Annotated in this window: 14 protein-coding genes and 7 tRNA genes; 2 read left to right on the plus strand and 19 right to left on the minus strand. The window is 53.0% G+C overall.

Annotation, left to right across the window (positions count from 1 at the left end; translation table 11 throughout):
• Window positions 1-368 precede the first annotated feature (368 nt).
• Window positions 369-851 (plus strand): zinc ribbon-containing protein, encoded by a 483-nt coding sequence (locus tag ACSZPU_RS06650; RefSeq protein ID WP_498996772.1) that lies wholly within the window; start codon window positions 369-371, stop codon window positions 849-851.
• A gap of 82 nt (window positions 852-933) precedes the next feature.
• On the opposite strand, the gene rihA is transcribed toward ACSZPU_RS06650, so the two are convergent.
• From rihA to miaB, 10 genes are all read right to left on the minus strand, one after another.
• On the minus strand, window positions 934-1,875 hold the full coding sequence (rihA, locus tag ACSZPU_RS06655; RefSeq protein WP_498996774.1) for a pyrimidine-specific ribonucleoside hydrolase RihA: 942 nt from the start codon (window positions 1,873-1,875) through the stop codon (window positions 934-936).
• Between the two features lie 118 nt (window positions 1,876-1,993).
• Window positions 1,994-2,719 carry an amino acid ABC transporter ATP-binding protein gene (locus ACSZPU_RS06660; protein WP_498996776.1) on the minus strand — a complete coding sequence of 242 codons (726 nt, stop codon included), beginning with the start codon at window positions 2,717-2,719 and terminating at the stop codon, window positions 1,994-1,996.
• The gene (gltK, locus tag ACSZPU_RS06665; RefSeq protein ID WP_498996778.1) at window positions 2,719-3,393 is read right to left on the minus strand and encodes a glutamate/aspartate ABC transporter permease GltK; all 675 of its coding nucleotides are present in this window, start codon (window positions 3,391-3,393) and stop codon (window positions 2,719-2,721) included. Before gltK ends, ACSZPU_RS06660 begins: the two co-directional genes overlap by 1 nt.
• Entirely contained in the window at window positions 3,393-4,133 is a 741-nt protein-coding gene (locus ACSZPU_RS06670) for an amino acid ABC transporter permease (protein ID WP_498996780.1), read from the minus strand. Before ACSZPU_RS06670 ends, gltK begins: the two co-directional genes overlap by 1 nt.
• A gap of 287 nt (window positions 4,134-4,420) precedes the next feature.
• Window positions 4,421-5,356: an amino acid ABC transporter substrate-binding protein gene (locus ACSZPU_RS06675; RefSeq protein WP_498996782.1), complete on the minus strand. Its 936-nt coding sequence runs from the start codon at window positions 5,354-5,356 to the stop codon at window positions 4,421-4,423.
• Between the two features lie 365 nt (window positions 5,357-5,721).
• Complete coding sequence (gene lnt, locus ACSZPU_RS06680) at window positions 5,722-7,260, minus strand: apolipoprotein N-acyltransferase (RefSeq protein ID WP_498996784.1); 1,539 nt, start codon at window positions 7,258-7,260, stop codon at window positions 5,722-5,724.
• Window positions 7,261-7,265: 5 nt separating this feature from the next.
• On the minus strand, window positions 7,266-8,141 hold the full coding sequence (corC, locus tag ACSZPU_RS06685; protein WP_498996787.1) for a CNNM family magnesium/cobalt transport protein CorC: 876 nt from the start codon (window positions 8,139-8,141) through the stop codon (window positions 7,266-7,268).
• A 102-nt stretch (window positions 8,142-8,243) separates the two neighbouring features.
• Window positions 8,244-8,711, minus strand: a complete 468-nt coding sequence (gene ybeY / locus ACSZPU_RS06690) for an rRNA maturation RNase YbeY (RefSeq protein WP_498996789.1) — start codon at window positions 8,709-8,711, stop codon at window positions 8,244-8,246.
• Window positions 8,708-9,754, minus strand: a complete 1,047-nt coding sequence (locus tag ACSZPU_RS06695; protein WP_498996791.1) for a PhoH family protein — start codon at window positions 9,752-9,754, stop codon at window positions 8,708-8,710. Before ACSZPU_RS06695 ends, ybeY begins: the two co-directional genes overlap by 4 nt.
• A 276-nt stretch (window positions 9,755-10,030) precedes the next feature.
• A complete protein-coding gene (gene miaB / locus ACSZPU_RS06700) occupies window positions 10,031-11,455 on the minus strand; it encodes a tRNA (N6-isopentenyl adenosine(37)-C2)-methylthiotransferase MiaB (RefSeq protein ID WP_498996792.1) in 1,425 nt (474 codons plus the stop codon).
• A gap of 146 nt (window positions 11,456-11,601) precedes the next feature.
• On the opposite strand from miaB, the gene ubiF reads away from it, so the two are divergent.
• Window positions 11,602-12,777, plus strand: a complete 1,176-nt coding sequence (ubiF, locus tag ACSZPU_RS06705) for a 3-demethoxyubiquinol 3-hydroxylase (protein WP_498996794.1) — start codon at window positions 11,602-11,604, stop codon at window positions 12,775-12,777.
• 84 nt (window positions 12,778-12,861) lie between these two features.
• Here ubiF and ACSZPU_RS06710 read toward each other — a convergent pair.
• The 9 genes from ACSZPU_RS06710 to ACSZPU_RS06750 all read right to left on the minus strand — a co-directional run bounded on the left by ACSZPU_RS06710 (window position 12,862) and on the right by ACSZPU_RS06750 (window position 16,549).
• Window positions 12,862-12,935: transfer RNA gene (locus ACSZPU_RS06710), tRNA-Gln, on the minus strand.
• Between the two features lie 77 nt (window positions 12,936-13,012).
• Window positions 13,013-13,086, minus strand: a tRNA-Gln gene (locus ACSZPU_RS06715).
• 49 nt (window positions 13,087-13,135) lie between these two features.
• Window positions 13,136-13,212, minus strand: a tRNA-Met gene (locus ACSZPU_RS06720).
• Window positions 13,213-13,241: 29 nt separating this feature from the next.
• Window positions 13,242-13,316, minus strand: a tRNA-Gln gene (locus ACSZPU_RS06725).
• A 35-nt stretch (window positions 13,317-13,351) separates the two neighbouring features.
• Window positions 13,352-13,426: transfer RNA gene (locus ACSZPU_RS06730), tRNA-Gln, on the minus strand.
• A 23-nt stretch (window positions 13,427-13,449) separates the two neighbouring features.
• Window positions 13,450-13,534, minus strand: a tRNA-Leu gene (locus ACSZPU_RS06735).
• 9 nt (window positions 13,535-13,543) lie between these two features.
• Window positions 13,544-13,620 (minus strand) — tRNA-Met (locus tag ACSZPU_RS06740).
• A 226-nt stretch (window positions 13,621-13,846) separates the two neighbouring features.
• A complete protein-coding gene (gene asnB, locus ACSZPU_RS06745) occupies window positions 13,847-15,511 on the minus strand; it encodes an asparagine synthase B (RefSeq protein WP_498996796.1) in 1,665 nt (554 codons plus the stop codon).
• 285 nt (window positions 15,512-15,796) lie between these two features.
• On the minus strand, window positions 15,797-16,549 hold the full coding sequence (locus tag ACSZPU_RS06750) for an HAD-IIA family hydrolase (protein ID WP_498996798.1): 753 nt from the start codon (window positions 16,547-16,549) through the stop codon (window positions 15,797-15,799).
• Between the last annotated feature and the right edge of the window lie 6 nt (window positions 16,550-16,555).

The following is a 16,555-nucleotide window of genomic DNA, read 5'->3' on the forward strand; positions in this document are numbered from 1 at the left end:
ACGGCCTCATTTCTCGCTGCCGTCCAGATCAGATGCATCGCTCTCTGGGCTAAAATCTTGTGACGACACTATCTAGTCTGTGGCAATTTAATTCTCCTTTTTAAGGTGTCCTGGAATGATTGATGGCCTATTTTAAAGTTTATTATTTAAATATGAAATTATTTTTTAGATCATTTTTTTTGATTTATTTTGTCATGCGTGGCGGCATTTTCTGCAATAAGTGTATATTTATTTTTGCAGTTAATTAGCGCCGATGTGCCACATGCAGCTAGCAGCAGGACATTTGTAAAATATGTGGGTTGACTGGCAAAGTAGTCCCTGAATAACGTCTATTATTAGAACAGGTTAACTGCCCGGGAGAGGAAACAATGAACAAGGTTGCTCAATATTACCGCGAACTGGTCGCCTCATTGACCGAACGTCTGCGCAATGGCGAAAGGGATATCGATGCGCTGGTGGCACAGGCCCGTCAACGAGTAAGCCAGACCGGGGAGCTAACGCGTACTGAAATCGAGGAACTGACGCGCGCGGTGCGCCGGGATCTGGAGGAATTTGCTCGCAGCTATGAAGAGAGCCAGGATGATGCCACCGATAGCGTGTTTATGCGGGTAATAAAGGAAAGCTTATGGCAGGAGCTCGCGGATATCACCGATAAAACGCAGCTGGAGTGGCGCGAGGTGTTCCAGGATCTTAACCACCATGGCGTTTACCACAGCGGTGAAGTAGTGGGGTTGGGCAATCTGGTCTGCGAGAAGTGCCATTTCCACCTCGCAGTCTACACGCCGGATGTGCTGCCGCTATGTCCGAAGTGCGGGCATGACCAGTTCCAGAGAAGGCCGTTTGAGCCATAGGTAAACGCAAAACGGTAACCCTCATGTTACCGTTTTTAGTGTTTGCACCCTCTCCCGGTGGGAGAGGGCTGGGGTGATGGCATCAGACCGCACTGTAGAACCTCAGTCGTTCTGCCAGCAGATCCACAAACCCCTCTCGGTTCACGTCAACCATCACAGTGGCATTCGGTTTATTGCCCGTCAGGAAGTAGTAATCAACCACCGTCATCCCCTGGGTATATTTGCCCTGGGTTTCCACGCCTACCCACCGTTCCACGGTAGTGAAAATTTCCGGTTTCAGCAGCCAGGCGATCGTGCACGGGTCATGCAACGGTGCGCCGACAAATCCCCATTTTTCCTGCTTGTGATACTCCATAAAGAAGTCGAGCAGTTCGGCCACGATAGTGGAAATCGGGTTACCGATAGTACGGAAGCGCTCAATGTCATCCGCATGAATTTGCGCCCGATGGGTGACATCCAGACCCGCCATCACTACCGGAATACCGGACTGGAAGACGATCTCGGCGGCTTCCGGGTCGACGTAGATATTAAATTCCGCTGCTGGCGTCCAGTTCCCGAGTGACATCGCGCCACCCATAATCACAATACGATCAATTTTGCTATGCAGTTCCGGGTGGCTATTTAGCAGCAGAGCCACGTTGGTCTGTGGCCCGGTCGAGACAACAGTGACGGGGACGGTCGATTCACGCAGCACCTTCGCCATCAGCTCGACTGCGGTGCAGTCTTGCGGGCGGAAGGCCGGATCCGGTAATTGCGGGCCATCCAGCCCGCTTTCGCCGTGCACATTGTCGGCAATGATCAATTCGCGCATCAGCGGTTTGATGGCACCGCCCACCACCGGGATATCGGTACGTTTTAGCAACGTCAGCATACGTAACACGTTATTAAGCGTTTTATCCGGGGTCTGGTTACCCGCCGACGAGGTAATGGCTTTAACGTCGAGTTCAGGTGAGGCGAGGGCGAGAACAATTGCGATTGCGTCATCATGACCCGGATCGCAATCAAGAATAATGGGCTGAACCATAGCAACTCCTTGTTAGCATTAATGTGCGACAAGGTTAAAGCGTTGCTGTAAATCAGACGAGAAGTGAAAAAGTAAAGCGTGATGAGACGCGCATTCCTCAGAATGCGCGTCGGAACGATTAATGCAGGATTTTGGCGAGGAAGTCTTTCGCACGGTCAGATTTCGGGTTGGCGAAAAACTCTTCTTTCGCTGAGTCTTCGACAATTTTGCCTTCATCCATAAAGATGACTCGGTTTGCCACTTTACGGGCAAAGCCCATTTCGTGGGTGACCACCATCATAGTCATGCCTTCATTCGCCAGTTCGACCATCACGTCCAGCACTTCGTTGATCATTTCCGGGTCAAGCGCGGATGTCGGTTCATCAAATAACATGGCGACCGGATCCATACACAGGGCGCGGGCAATCGCCACACGCTGTTGCTGACCGCCGGAAAGCTGGGCCGGAAACTTGTTAGCATGGGCAGACAAACCAACGCGCTCAAGCAGTTTCAGCCCTTTTTCGCGTGCGGCGGATTTATCACGCTTAAGCACTTTCACCTGCGCCAGGGTCAGGTTCTCGATGATCGACAGATGCGGGAACAGTTCGAAATGCTGGAACACCATCCCAACGTGAGAACGCAGGGTGGCCAGATTGGTTTTCTTATCGTTAACGGTGGTGCCGTTGACGATGATTTCCCCTTTCTGCACAGGCTCCAGGCCGTTCACCGTTTTGATGAGCGTCGATTTGCCCGAACCGGACGGACCACATACGACCACCACTTCGCCTTTTTTCACTTGCGTGGAGCAGTCGGTCAGCACCTGAAAGTGACCATACCATTTAGAAACATTTTTCAGGGTAATCATTAAACTGTCCTTTTCTTCAAATAGCTGACCAACAACGAAGCACTCAGGCTAATAGCAAAATAAACGGCACCGGCAAACAGGATCATCTCGACCTGCGTTCCGTCGCGCTCGCCAATGGTGGAGGCGGTACGGAAGAAGTCTGCAAGGCTCAACACGTACACCAGCGAGGTATCCTGGAACAGGACAATCCCCTGGGTCAGGAGCAGCGGGACCATCGCGCGGAATGCCTGTGGCAGAATGATCAATTTCATTGACTGCCAGTGGGTCATCCCCAGCGCCAGTGCAGCGCTTGACTGTCCGCGAGAGATACTCTGGATACCGGCACGGATGATCTCAGAATAGTACGCGGCCTCGAACATTGAGAACGCCACCATCGCTGATATCAGGCGAATATCCGACTTCGGCGACAGGCCGAGTACGTTTTGCAACAGCCCCGGCACAATCAAATAGAACCACAGCAACACCATGACCAGCGGAATGGAACGGAAGACGTTCACATAGGCTTTTGCAAACCAGGCCACTGGCGCAAAAGTGGACAGGCGCATGACCGCCAGCAGAGTACCCCAGACGATACCCACAATGATCGCGGTGACAGTGATTTTCAGCGTAATCACCAGTCCTGCCATCAAATACGGTAGGGAAGGAACAATAGAACTCCAGTCAAACTCGTACATTATTTGCCCCCCATATTGCCCGGCAGGCGAATTTTGCGTTCTACCAGATTCATCACCAACATAATGAAGGCGTTAATTAACACGTACGCGACGGTAATCGCGGTGAAAGACTCCCAGGCGTGTGCAGAGTAATCCAGCAGCTTACCCGCCTGTGCCGCCATATCCACCAATCCGATAGTGGAGGCGATAGCGGAGTTTTTTACCAGGTTCATCATCTCAGAGGTCATCGGCGGCACAATCACGCGATACGCATTCGGCAGCAGAACATAGCGGTACGTTTGCGATAGCGTCAGGCCCATGGCGAGACCGGCGTTCTTCTGCCCGCGTGGCAGCGACTGGATTGCTGCACGAACCTGCTCGCAAACACGCGCAGCAGTGAACAAGCCAAGGCAGACCATCGAGGAGACAAAGAATTGAATGTTAGGGTCCAGTTCAGATTTGAACCACATACCGATATTTTCCGGCAGCAGTTCCGGTACCACCAGATACCAGGTAAAGAACTGTACGATTAACGGGACGTTACGGAACAATTCCACATAGCAGGTGCCGATGCCCGACAGGATGCGGTTGGGAACAGTACGCAGAATACCAAACAGAGAACCAACCAAAAAAGCGATGATCCAGGCAGTGATCGACAGCGCGATCGTGACCTGAAAACCGCTCCATAGCCAGCCCAGATAGGTTGTGTTGCCGAACGGGGCTTGTTGCAGGAAAATTCCCCAGTTCCAGTCTATGGACATAAATCTACTCCGGAAAAAAAAGGGTAGCAGCGCTACCCTCGAAGATTGTGCGAAGAGCTTGTGTTCGCGTCGAATGGGGAACGACCATTCAACGTATAGTCTGTCCGTGCTGCTTCAACAATCGAGAGGGCAGGCTATCCCGCCCCTGACTACACTTCATTCGCCACGCCGCTTTGCGTGGGCTGCCTTTGCTTACCCCGACCATTACGTTTTTAGTTGGCCTTTGGGGAGCGGCTCAGTACAGCCCTGATACAACATGAATAAATGTGTGTATTCTTTTTAATTAATTAGTTCAGAGCCTTATCGTTCGGTTCTTTGAACAGCGCTTTCATGTCATCAGACAGGTCAAAGTTGATGTTCATGTTTTTCGGCGGGATTGGGTTTTTGAACCACTTATCAAACCATTTCGCCGCTTCGCCGGAGGTCTGTGCCTGAGCGATGGAGTCGTCCATCAGCTTTTTGAATTCCGGGTCATTTTTACGCAGCATACAGCCGTAGGCTTCGTGAGACTGCGGTTTACCCACGATGTCCCAGTTGTCCGGTTTCTTCGCTTTTGCACGTTCACCCGCCAGCAGGGCGTCATCCATCATAAAGGCCACGGCGCGGCCGCTTTCCAGGGTACGGAAAGAGTCGCCATGGTCTTTGGCGCTGATGATGCGCATATCCATTTTCTGCTCGTCATTCAGTTTGTGCAGCAGGATCTCAGAGGTTGTACCGGAGGTCACCACCACCGCTTTGCCTTTCAGATCCGGGAAATCTTTAATGTCGCCGCCTTTTTTGGCCAACAGACGGGTACCAACAACGAAGATGGTGTCAGAGAAAGCCGCTTGTTTCTGACGTTCCACGTTGTTAGTGGTGGAGCCGCATTCGAAATCAAAGGTGCCGTTTTGCAGCAACGGAATACGGTTTTGTGAGGTGATTGGAATCAGTTTGACTTCCAGATCGGGTTTGTTGAGTTTTTTCTTCACTGCTTCAACGATAGCGTTGGAGTAGTCCTGAGAGTAACCCACGACTTTTTGTTCGTTGTCGTAATAGGAGAACGGTACGGAAGATTCACGGTGCCCGACCACGATCACGCCGTTTTTGGCAATTTTTTCCAGAGTAGGCTGTTGCGCCTCTGCCGGAGCGGCCGCATCAGCAGGTTTCGCTTCATCAGCGGCATGTGCCAGACCGGCAGACATTCCCATAACCAGCATTGCTGTGGCCAGTTTACGTAATTGCATATCCAACTCCTTTATCGTCGCGCCAGAGACGCATTGATACCCATTGTGAGTGTTGTGTTTGTTATATCCTGCTGCAAATGCGTGCAGTGTTGTATGCGTTTGTTAGCATTTAGTTTGGCTTAATGTAAAGATTTTGCTGCGGTATTGTTTGTTTTTGCGAAGTGCACCGCACCGTTTGAAGGCAAAAATCTTCCATTGCACCATTTTGGTGCTGTGTGCGATCCGTCATGGTGCGAGCTCTTCGCACATCGGGGAAAATCGCAGTTACATGAATTTATAAAGCAATTGATGTGCCAGAAATGGCTTTTGCGGGGAATATCACGGAAAAGCCCTCTTCATTGTGGAAGAGGGCTCAGGAGGAAAAACTATTTGCGGCGTTGTCTCAGGCTCATGATCAGTGCGCCAAAACCGAGCAGCGCGGTCAGAGCCCACAGCGGCCAGTTCCCCATGCGGGCATAAGGTGTCATGCCGGAAGTTGGCGTCACTTTCGCGGTCAGTACCTGGCGGGTAAATTGCGGGATCATCGCCTGGATTTCACCGGTTGGCCCAATCACCGCTGTAATGCCGTTATTGGTGCTGCGCAGTAACGGACGTGCCAGCTCCAGCGAACGCATACGCGCCATCTGGAAGTGCTGCCATGGGCCTATCGACTTACCAAACCAGGCATCATTCGAGATAGTCAGCAGGAAATCGGTATCCGGGCGGAAATTATCGCGCACCTGCTCGCCAAGGATAATTTCGTAGCAGACCGCCGGGGTCAGCTTGTAACCGTGTGCCGACAGCGGAGGCTGAACATAGGGTCCACGGCTGAATGACGACATCGGCAGGTCAAAGAACGGCGCCAGCGGACGGAGGATTGATTCCAGCGGGACAAATTCGCCAAACGGCACCAGGTGATTTTTGTTATAGCGATCGGTCGAGCTATAGCTGTACGCGCTGTCTTTGCCGAGGGTGATGATGGTGTTGTAGGTGTCGTAACGGTTCTGCTGGTTAAGACGAGCATCCACAATCCCGGTGATGAGCGTACTGTCATTTGTGCGCATCAAATCATCCATCATGCCCAGGAAACGCTGCTGGTTGATTTCAAGATCGGAAATCGCAGATTCCGGCCAGATGATGAGCTGTGATTTGCCCAATTCCGGCTGACTGGCGTTGAGGTAAACTTTCAGCGTATCCAGCAGCTGACCTTCGTCCCACTTGAGCGCCTGCGGGATATTGCCTTGTACCAGCGACACCTTCGTCGTTCTTTCCGGCAGCAACTGATACCACTGGATATAGCGCAGCGGGAAGGGCAGGGCAAAGAGCACCAGTGCCATAATCAAAGGCCGCCAGCAGCGTTTTGTCGCCGCGAGGACCAGCAGGCCGCTCACCGACATCAGCAGGAAGGTAATGGCATCGACGCCGAATATCGGTGCCAGGCCTTTGAGCGGTCCGTCAATCTGGCTGTAGCCGAACTGCAGCCACGGAAAGCCCGTCAGCACCCAGCCGCGCAAAAACTCACTCAGTTGCCAGATAACCGGTGCGGCTACCGCCACGCGCAGCCATGTCGTTTTTGGCCACAGACGGGAAAGCAAACCGGCGAACAATCCGGTATAGAGCGAAAGATAAGCGGCAAGCAGCACCACCAGGAACACGTTGACCGGCCCCGGCATGCCGCCAAATTGCGCGACGCTGACATACACCCAGTGAATACCGGAGCCAAACAGGCCGAGTCCCCAGAAATAACCTACCCAGGCGGCTTGTACCGGACGACGGTTGAGGGTGAGCGCCTGCAGCCCCATAAGGGCGATAATCGCAGCAGGCCAGATATCATAAGGTGAAAAAGCCAGCGTTCCGCTGGCTCCGAAGAGTAGCGCCAGCAGCAGACGTACGCGCTGGCGTTCAAACAGTGGGGCAAATGCCATTTACATTACTCATCCAATTTCGGAACGGGGGAATCGTCCGGCATTCTTACATGAACCTGAATAATACGTCGACTGTCCGCCATGGCGACTTTAAATTGGTAACCATCGATATCAATGGATTCGCCACGCGCAGGCAGATGCCCGAAGGCCTGCATGACCAGACCGCCAATCGTATCGACTTCGTCATCGCTAAAATGGGTGCCGAAGGTTTCGTTGAAATCTTCGATAGGCGCAAGGGCGCGCACGGTCCAGGTATGACGGCTAAGCTGGCGGAAATCGATATCTTCTTCATCGTCATATTCGTCTTCGATTTCGCCGACGATAAGTTCAAGAATATCTTCGATAGTGACAAGACCCGACACGCCGCCGAATTCGTCAATCACAATAGCCATGTGGTAACGCTGGGAGCGAAACTCTTTGAGCATACGGTCAACCCGTTTGCTTTCCGGAACCACCACGGCCTGGCGTAGCACTTTTTCCATGCTGAAAGCTTCGGCATCGCTGCGCATAAACGGCAGCAAATCCTTGGCCATCAAGATCCCTTCAATGTGATCCTTGTCTTCGCTGATCACCGGGAAGCGCGAGTGTGCAGACTCAATGATGACATCAAGACATTCATCGAGGCTTTGGTTGCGTTTCAGGGTAATCATTTGCGAGCGGGGGATCATGATATCGCGAACGCGCTGGTCGGCGATGTCCATTACCCCTTCGAGCATTTCGCGCGTATCCTGATCGATAAGCTCGTTCTGCCCGGAATCACGGATCAGCTCCAGTAACTCATCACGGTTTTTGGGTTCGCCGTGAAAAAGTTGGCTGAGTAAAAGGGAGAAGAATCCCTTCTTGTTGTTAATGTCGCTACTGTGTGAATTGTCGTCGCTCATGGCGTCGTTTGGGTTCTCATGTTGGTTGTTCTGTCGCCAGGACGCGTAAACTCAGCGCCTGGCAGCATTTTTTGTCAGCATGGCTACAAATAGCCACACGGACTACTCCTTCTCGGAAATGTACGGATCCTCATATCCCAGAGCAAGCATTATCTCTGTTTCGAGGCCTTCCATCTCTTCGGCTTCGTCATCTTCAATATGGTCGTAGCCCAGCAGGTGCAGACTGCCGTGAATAACCATATGCGCCCAGTGTGCATCAAGCAGTTTGCCCTGTTCTTTGGCTTCCTGCTCAACCACCTGGCGGCAAATGATCAAATCACCCAGCAGCGGCATTTCGATGCCCGGCGGCGCTTCAAACGGGAAAGAGAGCACGTTGGTCGGCTTATCTTTCCCGCGCCAGGTCAGGTTTAACTCATGACTTTCCGCCTCATCCACGAGACGAATGGTCACTTCCGCTTCTTCCTGAAATTGCGGGATGACCGCATCCAGCCAGCCCTGAAATTGTGCTTCTTCCGGCAAACCGCCGTTGTCTTCACATGCCAGCTGTAAATCGAGGATCACCTGACTCATTTTTGCTCTTGCTCCTGAGCTTCGCGTTTGCGCTCGGTGGCCTGTTCCGCTCTGCGTTTTTGATCGGCTTCTTCCCAGGCTTCGTAAGCATTCACGATGCGTGCGACAACAGGATGACGGACAACGTCTTCGCTGTGGAAAAAGTTAAAACTGATTTCATCGACTTCTGCCAGTACTTCAATGGCGTGGCGCAGGCCGGATTTCACGTTGCGTGGCAGGTCAATCTGCGTAACGTCGCCGGTGATGACCGCTTTGGAATTAAAGCCAATACGGGTCAGGAACATCTTCATCTGTTCGATGGTGGTGTTCTGGCTTTCATCGAGAATAATAAAGGCGTCATTCAGGGTGCGACCGCGCATATAGGCCAGCGGGGCGACTTCGATGACGTTACGCTCAATCAGCTTCTCCACTTTCTCAAAGCCGAGCATCTCGAACAGCGCGTCGTACAGCGGGCGTAGGTACGGGTCCACTTTTTGGCTTAAATCGCCTGGCAAGAAGCCCAGTTTTTCCCCGGCTTCCACCGCCGGGCGGGTCAGCAGGATACGGCGAACGTCCTGACGCTCCAGTGCATCAACCGCTGCGGCGACCGCCAGGTAGGTTTTACCCGTACCGGCCGGACCCACGCCAAAGGTGATGTCATGCTCAAGAATATTGGCGATGTACTGCGCCTGATTTGGCGTACGCGGTTTAATTACGCCGCGCTTGGTTTTGATATTGACCGCTTTACCATACTCCGGCACGCTCTCCGCGCTTTGCTCAAGTACGCGGGCTTCTTTAATCGCCAGATGGATTTGTTCCGGTTCGATATCCTGAGTTTGCCCGCGCATGGGGGCTGTATCGACATAGAGGCTGAGCAGAATGTCTGCCGCAGCATTCACGCAGATGGTACGTCCGGTGAGTTTGAAGTGATTATCGCGACGGTTAATCTCGATGCCCAGTCGCCGTTCCAGTTGTTTGATATTGTCATCAAACGGTCCGCACAGGCTCAGCAGGCGAGCGTTGTCTGCGGGCATTAGGGTAATTTCACGGGTATCTATGTTCAAACTGTTCCTCTTATTCAGATAGTGCCGAATGGGGCCTGGCTTATGCAGCCTGAGGCTGTCAGCCTTTCAGAGAATTATTCACGCCATAGAATAAAGGCGCAAGCATTGCGATAGATATGAGGGTGGGAAAGGGGAAATGCAAGACCTGCCCCGTCATCCTTCACGCCGCAGAGGCGTTGGCTGCGCGCGTTCACCCGGTCACATAGTTATCTATGCTCCCGGGGGGGCGCTTGCTTGCCGTCTTTCTGCAACGCGAATGATTCAGGGGCGGGAAGATTAAGGCTGGTAGAGACCTACGCCGATGTCATTCTCTTTGCGGGTACGGGCGATAACCGACTCTGGGGATTCCGCGATACGCAGGCCCATCTCGTCTTCGGTGCGCACGACGTTACCGCGCAGGGAGTTGGTCCAGACGTCGGTGATTTCCACATCAACGAATTTACCGACCATCTCCGGTTTGCCTTCGAAATTCACCACGCGGTTATTTTCGGTACGGCCAGACAGCTCCATGATGCTCTTACGGGACGTGCCTTCCACCAGGATGCGCTGGGTTGTGCCGATCATCCGACGGCTCCAGGCCGTTGCCTGCTGGTTGATACGCTCCTGCAGGATATACAGACGCTGCTTTTTATCCTCATCCGGTACGTCGTCAACCATATCGGCTGCAGGTGTGCCTGGGCGGGCGGAGAAAATAAAGCTGTAGCTCACGTCGAAATTCACGTCGGCAATCAGCTTCATGGTCTGTTCGAAGTCCTGGGTGGTTTCCCCCGGGAAGCCGACGATAAAGTCAGAACTGATTTGAATATCCGGACGCGCAGCGCGCAGTTTGCGAATAATCGCTTTGTATTCCAGTGCGGTATGGGTACGGCCCATCAGATTCAGCACGCGGTCAGCGCCGCTTTGCACCGGCAGATGCAGGAAGCTCACCAGCTCCGGCGTATCGCGGTAAACGTCGATGATATCGTCAGTAAATTCGATCGGGTGGCTGGTGGTAAAACGAATACGGTCAATGCCGTCAATCGCGGCGACCAGACGCAGCAGATCGGCGAAAGAACCGGTGCTACCGTCATAATTCTCACCGCGCCAGGCGTTTACGTTTTGGCCAAGCAGGTTCACTTCACGTACGCCCTGTGCGGCCAGCTGTGCGATTTCAAACAGGATATCGTCGCACGGACGGCTGACTTCTTCGCCACGGGTATAGGGCACGACGCAGTAAGTGCAGTACTTGTTGCAGCCTTCCATGATGGAGACAAATGCGGTCGGGCCTTCGGCTTTTGGCTCTGGCAGGCGGTCGAATTTCTCGATCTCCGGGAAGCTGACGTCCACAACCGGGCTGCGATTACCACGCACGGAGTTGATCATTTCCGGCAGACGGTGCAGGGTTTGTGGTCCAAAAATGATGTCCACATAATGGGCTCGCTGGCGAATATGGTGACCTTCCTGAGAGGCGACGCAGCCGCCAACGCCAATGATGACGTCGGGTCTTTTTTGCTTGATCAGCTTCCAGCGACCTAACTGATGGAAAACTTTTTCCTGCGCCTTCTCACGGATAGAGCAGGTGTTCAGCAACAGTACGTCCGCTTCTTCCGCGTTCTCGGTGAGTTGGTATCCGTGGGTCGCATCCAGCAGATCGGCCATCTTTGATGAATCGTATTCGTTCATCTGACAGCCCCAGGTTTTAATATGGAGTTTTTTTGTCATCGACTTGCTCATGCTTTGATTAATGCCCCAATGCAGGGCGCGTATTGTAATGCTTTGGTCGTGTGCTGACCAGTATGACGCTTGTCAGACTCAAGATGTAAAAAATCCGGTAAACTTAGGAAAATCTCGTTTAAGGATAATGGGCCATGATAAATCAATCTACTGAGGTCGCGGTTGTCGGCGGCGGAATGGTCGGCGGGGCGCTGGCGCTGGGTTTAGCGCAGCAGGGTTTTACTGTCACGGTCATTGAACAACTTGCGCCGCCAGCGTTTGATGCGGCGGCACAGCCGGATGTGCGCATTTCGGCTATCAGTTCGTCCTCCGTCATGCTGTTGCGGGAGCTGGGCGTCTGGGATGCGGTTCAGGCGATGCGCTGTCACCCCTGGCGACAACTGGAAACCTGGGAGTGGGAAAACGCGCATGTCGTCTTCGACGCTCGGGAATTAAAGCTGCCGCTGCTGGGCTATATGGTGGAAAACAACGTTCTGCAGCGTGCGCTGTGGGACGCGCTGGAGCGTCATCCGCAGGTCACGCTGCGGGTGCCGGGGGCTCTCGACGCGATGCGTGTTGTTAACGATCTCCATGAGCTGACGTTTGACGATGGCGAAACCCTTTCGACAAAGCTGGTGATTGGCGCTGACGGGGGGAATTCATGGGTGCGTCAATGTGCGGGTATTGGTATCCATGCCTGGAACTATCAACAATCCTGCATGCTGATTACCGTCGAATGTGAAAATGCGCCGGGAGACAGTACCTGGCAGCACTTTACCCCCGACGGACCGCATGCCTTCCTGCCGCTGTTTGATCATTGGGCATCGCTGGTCTGGTATGACACGCCTGCCCGTATTCGTCAGTTGCAATCATTAAACATGGTGCAGTTGCAGCAGGAAATCGCTACGCACTTCCCGTCTCGTCTGGGGAATGTGACGCCGGTCGCTGCCGGAGCCTTCCCGCTCACGCGTCGTCATGCATTGCAATATGTTCGTCCTGGGCTGGCGCTGGTGGGCGATGCGGCGCATACCATTCATCCGCTGGCGGGGCAGGGGGTAAACCTCGGCTATCGCGATGTAGACTGCCTGCTGGATGTGCTGACAAGGGCGCGTAGCCATGGTGAAGACTGGGCAAGTCATTCGGTGCTCAAGCGCTATCAGACGCGCCGTATGGCGGACAACTTTATTATGCAAAGCGGGATGGATTTGTTCCACGCCGGGTTCAGTAACGATCTCGGCCCGGTACGCGTGCTACGTAACATCGGATTGATGGCGGCGGAACGTGCTGGCGTACTCAAACGCCAGGCGCTGAAATATGCGTTAGGACTGTAAAGCGACGGCGGGAAACCGCCGTTTTTCTTCTACGTACGGCAGAAAAGCAAAAAGCCCGCCGAAGCGAGCTTTTTGCTTTTTAAGTGGCTGGGGTACAAGGATTCGAACCTCGGATGGCGGAATCAGAATCCGCTGCCTTACCGCTTGGCGATACCCCAATAGGTGTGAAATTCTACGCGTTAATCATAAAACTTCAACCTTTGCGTCTACCCGAAAGCAAACGACTTTTTGAAATTGGCTGGGGTACAAGGATTCGAACCTCGGATGGCGGAATCAGAATCCGCTGCCTTACCGCTTGGCGATACCCCAACAATTTTTTACTCAGATTAATGTTCTTACAAACACCAATCCTTGAATATGGTGGCTACTACGGGAATCGAACCTGTGACCCCAGCATTATGAGTGCTGTGCTCTAACCAGCTGAGCTAAGTAGCCAAATTTTTTTACTGCAACCAGCTTTCGACTGGCTGGGGTACCTGGATTCGAACCAGGGAATGCCGGTATCAAAAACCGGTGCCTTACCGCTTGGCGATACCCCAATACCGTCGCGGTGAACCGCAAACATCGAAAAATATGGCTGGGGTACCTGGATTCGAACCAGGGAATGCCGGTATCAAAAACCGGTGCCGTACCGCTTGGCGATACCCCATCCGTGCAACGCTTATGGGTGAATGGTGCGGGAGGCGAGACTTGAACTCGCACACCTTGCGGCGCCAGAACCTAAATCTGGTGCGTCTACCAATTTCGCCACTCCCGCAAAAAAAGATGGTGGCTACTACGGGAATCGAACCTGTGACCCCAGCATTATGAGTGCTGTGCTCTAACCAGCTGAGCTAAGTAGCCATCTTTTTTTCGCGTTACCTTATCGGCGTTGCGGGGCGCATTATGCGTATTGGGCCTTACAGCGTCAATACCTTTTTCATCGAAAATTGCCGGAATGTGACTGTTTGGTTAGGTTGCGAACAGCATGGCGCATAATTCGGCAATTATTGGTTATTTATCGATTTTGCATAGCAAAAATACGCAGAAATAAAAAAGGCCCCGCAGGGCCTTGAACGATAACAATCGCTTATTTGTAGGCGGACTGGTGTACGCCAACCGCACGACCTGATGGATCGTTCATGGTTTTGAATGATTCATCCCACTCGATCGCTTTTGCGGATGAGCACGCCACAGACGGGCCGCCAGGGACACATTCAGCGGCGCTTGGTACCGGGAACAGCTCTTCAAAAACTTCGCGGTACAGGTACGCTTCTTTCGAACCCGGCGTGTTGTACGGGAAACGGAAGCTGGCTGTTGCGAGTTGCTGATCGCTAACCTGCTGGGCGGCCACTTCTTTCAGCGTGTCGATCCAGCTGTAGCCTACGCCGTCAGAGAACTGCTCTTTCTGGCGCCATGCAACGCTTGCCGGCAGATAGGATTCGAAACACTCACGCAGGATGTGTTTTTCCATTTTGCCGTTGCCGCACATTTTATCCTGCGGGTTGATGCGCATTGCCACATCGAGGAATGCCTTATCCAGGAATGGTACACGCGCTTCTACGCCCCAGGCAGACATCGCTTTGTTGGCACGCGCGCAGTCGAACATGTGCAGAGCCTGCAGTTTACGTACGGTCTCTTCATGCAGCTCTTTGGCATTCGGCGCTTTATGGAAGTACAGGTAGCCGCCAAACACTTCGTCAGAACCTTCGCCAGACAGCACCATTTTGATGCCCATCGCTTTGATTTTGCGCGACATCAGGTACATCGGGGTCGAGGCGCGAATGGTGGTCACATCGTAAGTTTCGATGTGATAAATCACGTCGCGAATCGCGTCCAGCCCTTCCTGCACAGTAAAGTGGATTTCGTGGTGAACGGTACCCAGATGGTTGGCCACTTCCTGCGCGGCTTTCAGATCCGGCGCACCTTTCAGACCCACGGCGAAGGAGTGCAACTGCGGCCACCAGGCCTCAGAGCGTTCCTGATCTTCCACACGACGGGCGGCGAATTTTTTGGTGATGGCGGAGATGACGGAGGAGTCCAGGCCGCCAGAGAGCAGGACGCCATACGGTACGTCTGACATCAGGTGGCTCTTCACGGAATCTTCCAGCGCCTGACGCAGTTCGTTTTTGTCAGTGATGTTGTCTTTCACCGCGTCATATTCGAACCAGTCACGCTGGTAGTAAGAACGGATTTCACCGTCTTTGCTCCACAGGTAGCTGCCTGCCGGGAACTCTTTAATGGTACGGCACACCGGCACCAGTGCTTTCATTTCGGAAGCGACATAGAAGTTGCCGTGCTCGTCATGGCCCATATACAGCGGGATGATGCCGATATGGTCACGACCAATCAGATAGGCGTCTTTTTCGCTGTCGTACAGAGCGAAAGCAAACATGCCTTGCAGGTCGTCGAGGAACTCCGGGCCTTTTTCCTGATACAGTGCGAGGATAACTTCACAGTCAGAGCCGGTCTGGAACTGGTAACGATCGCCATATTCCGCGCGCAGAGCCTGATGGTTGTAGATTTCGCCGTTCACGGCCAGCGCATGTGTTTTTTTCTCGTTGTACAGCGGCTGGGCACCCGCATTGACGTCAACAATAGACAGACGCTCATGGGCAAGAATCGCTTTATCGCTGGCATAAACGCCAGACCAGTCCGGGCCGCGGTGGCGCATCAGGCGGGATAATTCGAGCGCTTTTTTACGCAGCTCAACCGCGTCGGTTTTAATATCCAGTACGCCAAAAATAGAACACATAGACTTCTCCGTTACTTTAATGCAATGCAGTGTTGTGTGAGTGCAGACGCCGCGTCATCGCGTTGTCTTATTGCTTGTTTAAGAAAATGCCGCAAAGGTGTGACGCGTGCAAGCGTTTTACCGCCGTGAAAGTAAAAAGCGCAATGGCGATTGCCGAATGCTGAAAAAAGCACATGAATTGAGCTTCGGCATTGATGAATTATCAATTTTTAGCGCTTTTTATTGAATGGTGTGTTTTTTATCAGTGCTGAAAATGAAAAACCACGTCCGGGGACGTGGTTTTGATTAAAAAATGTCGATTTCAGCAACCGAAGGGTAAATCCATGAAGGCCGAAACGGCATGCTGTCGATATCATCCAGCGTCGATACGCCTGAGAGCACCAGAATGGTCTCAAGACCCGCCTGGAAGCCTGCAAGGATATCGGTACGCAAATTGTCACCGACAATCACCGTCTGCTCTGAGTGTGCCTGCATCGTATTAAGTGCGGCGCGGATAATCCACGGACTTGGCTTTCCAACATAGAAAGGCTCACGACCGGAGATTTTTTCAATCCCGGCACACAGTGCGCCGCAGCCAGGGTAGTAGCCGCGCCCGTGGGTGTCCGGGTTGGTGGCAATAAAACGGGCGCCGTTGGCGACGAAGAAGGCCGCCTTGTGCATCATTTCCCAGTTGTACGAGCGCGTTTCGCCCACGATGACGAAATCCGGGTTGATATCCGTAATGGTAAACCCGGCTTTATAGAGCTCGTGAATCAATGCGCCTTCGCCGACAACGTAGGCTTTTTTCCCTTCCTGGCGTTTAAGGAAGTCTGCTGTTGCCATCGCGGAGGTATAAAAGACGCTGGCGGGCACATCAATACCGGCGGAAGCAAAGCGGTTTGCCAGATCCTGTCCCGTCTGGGAAGGGTAGTTGGTGAGTACCACCAGTGGCATCCCCTTTTCCAGAATTCGATGAATAAACTCCGCAGCGCCTGGCACGGCAACGTTATCGTGCATCAGCACGCCGTCAATATCACAGATTACGTTCTGAATGGTCATGGACTA

The organism is Phytobacter sp. V69 (assembly GCF_965644215.1).
Taxonomy (GTDB): Bacteria; Pseudomonadota; Gammaproteobacteria; order Enterobacterales; family Enterobacteriaceae; genus Phytobacter.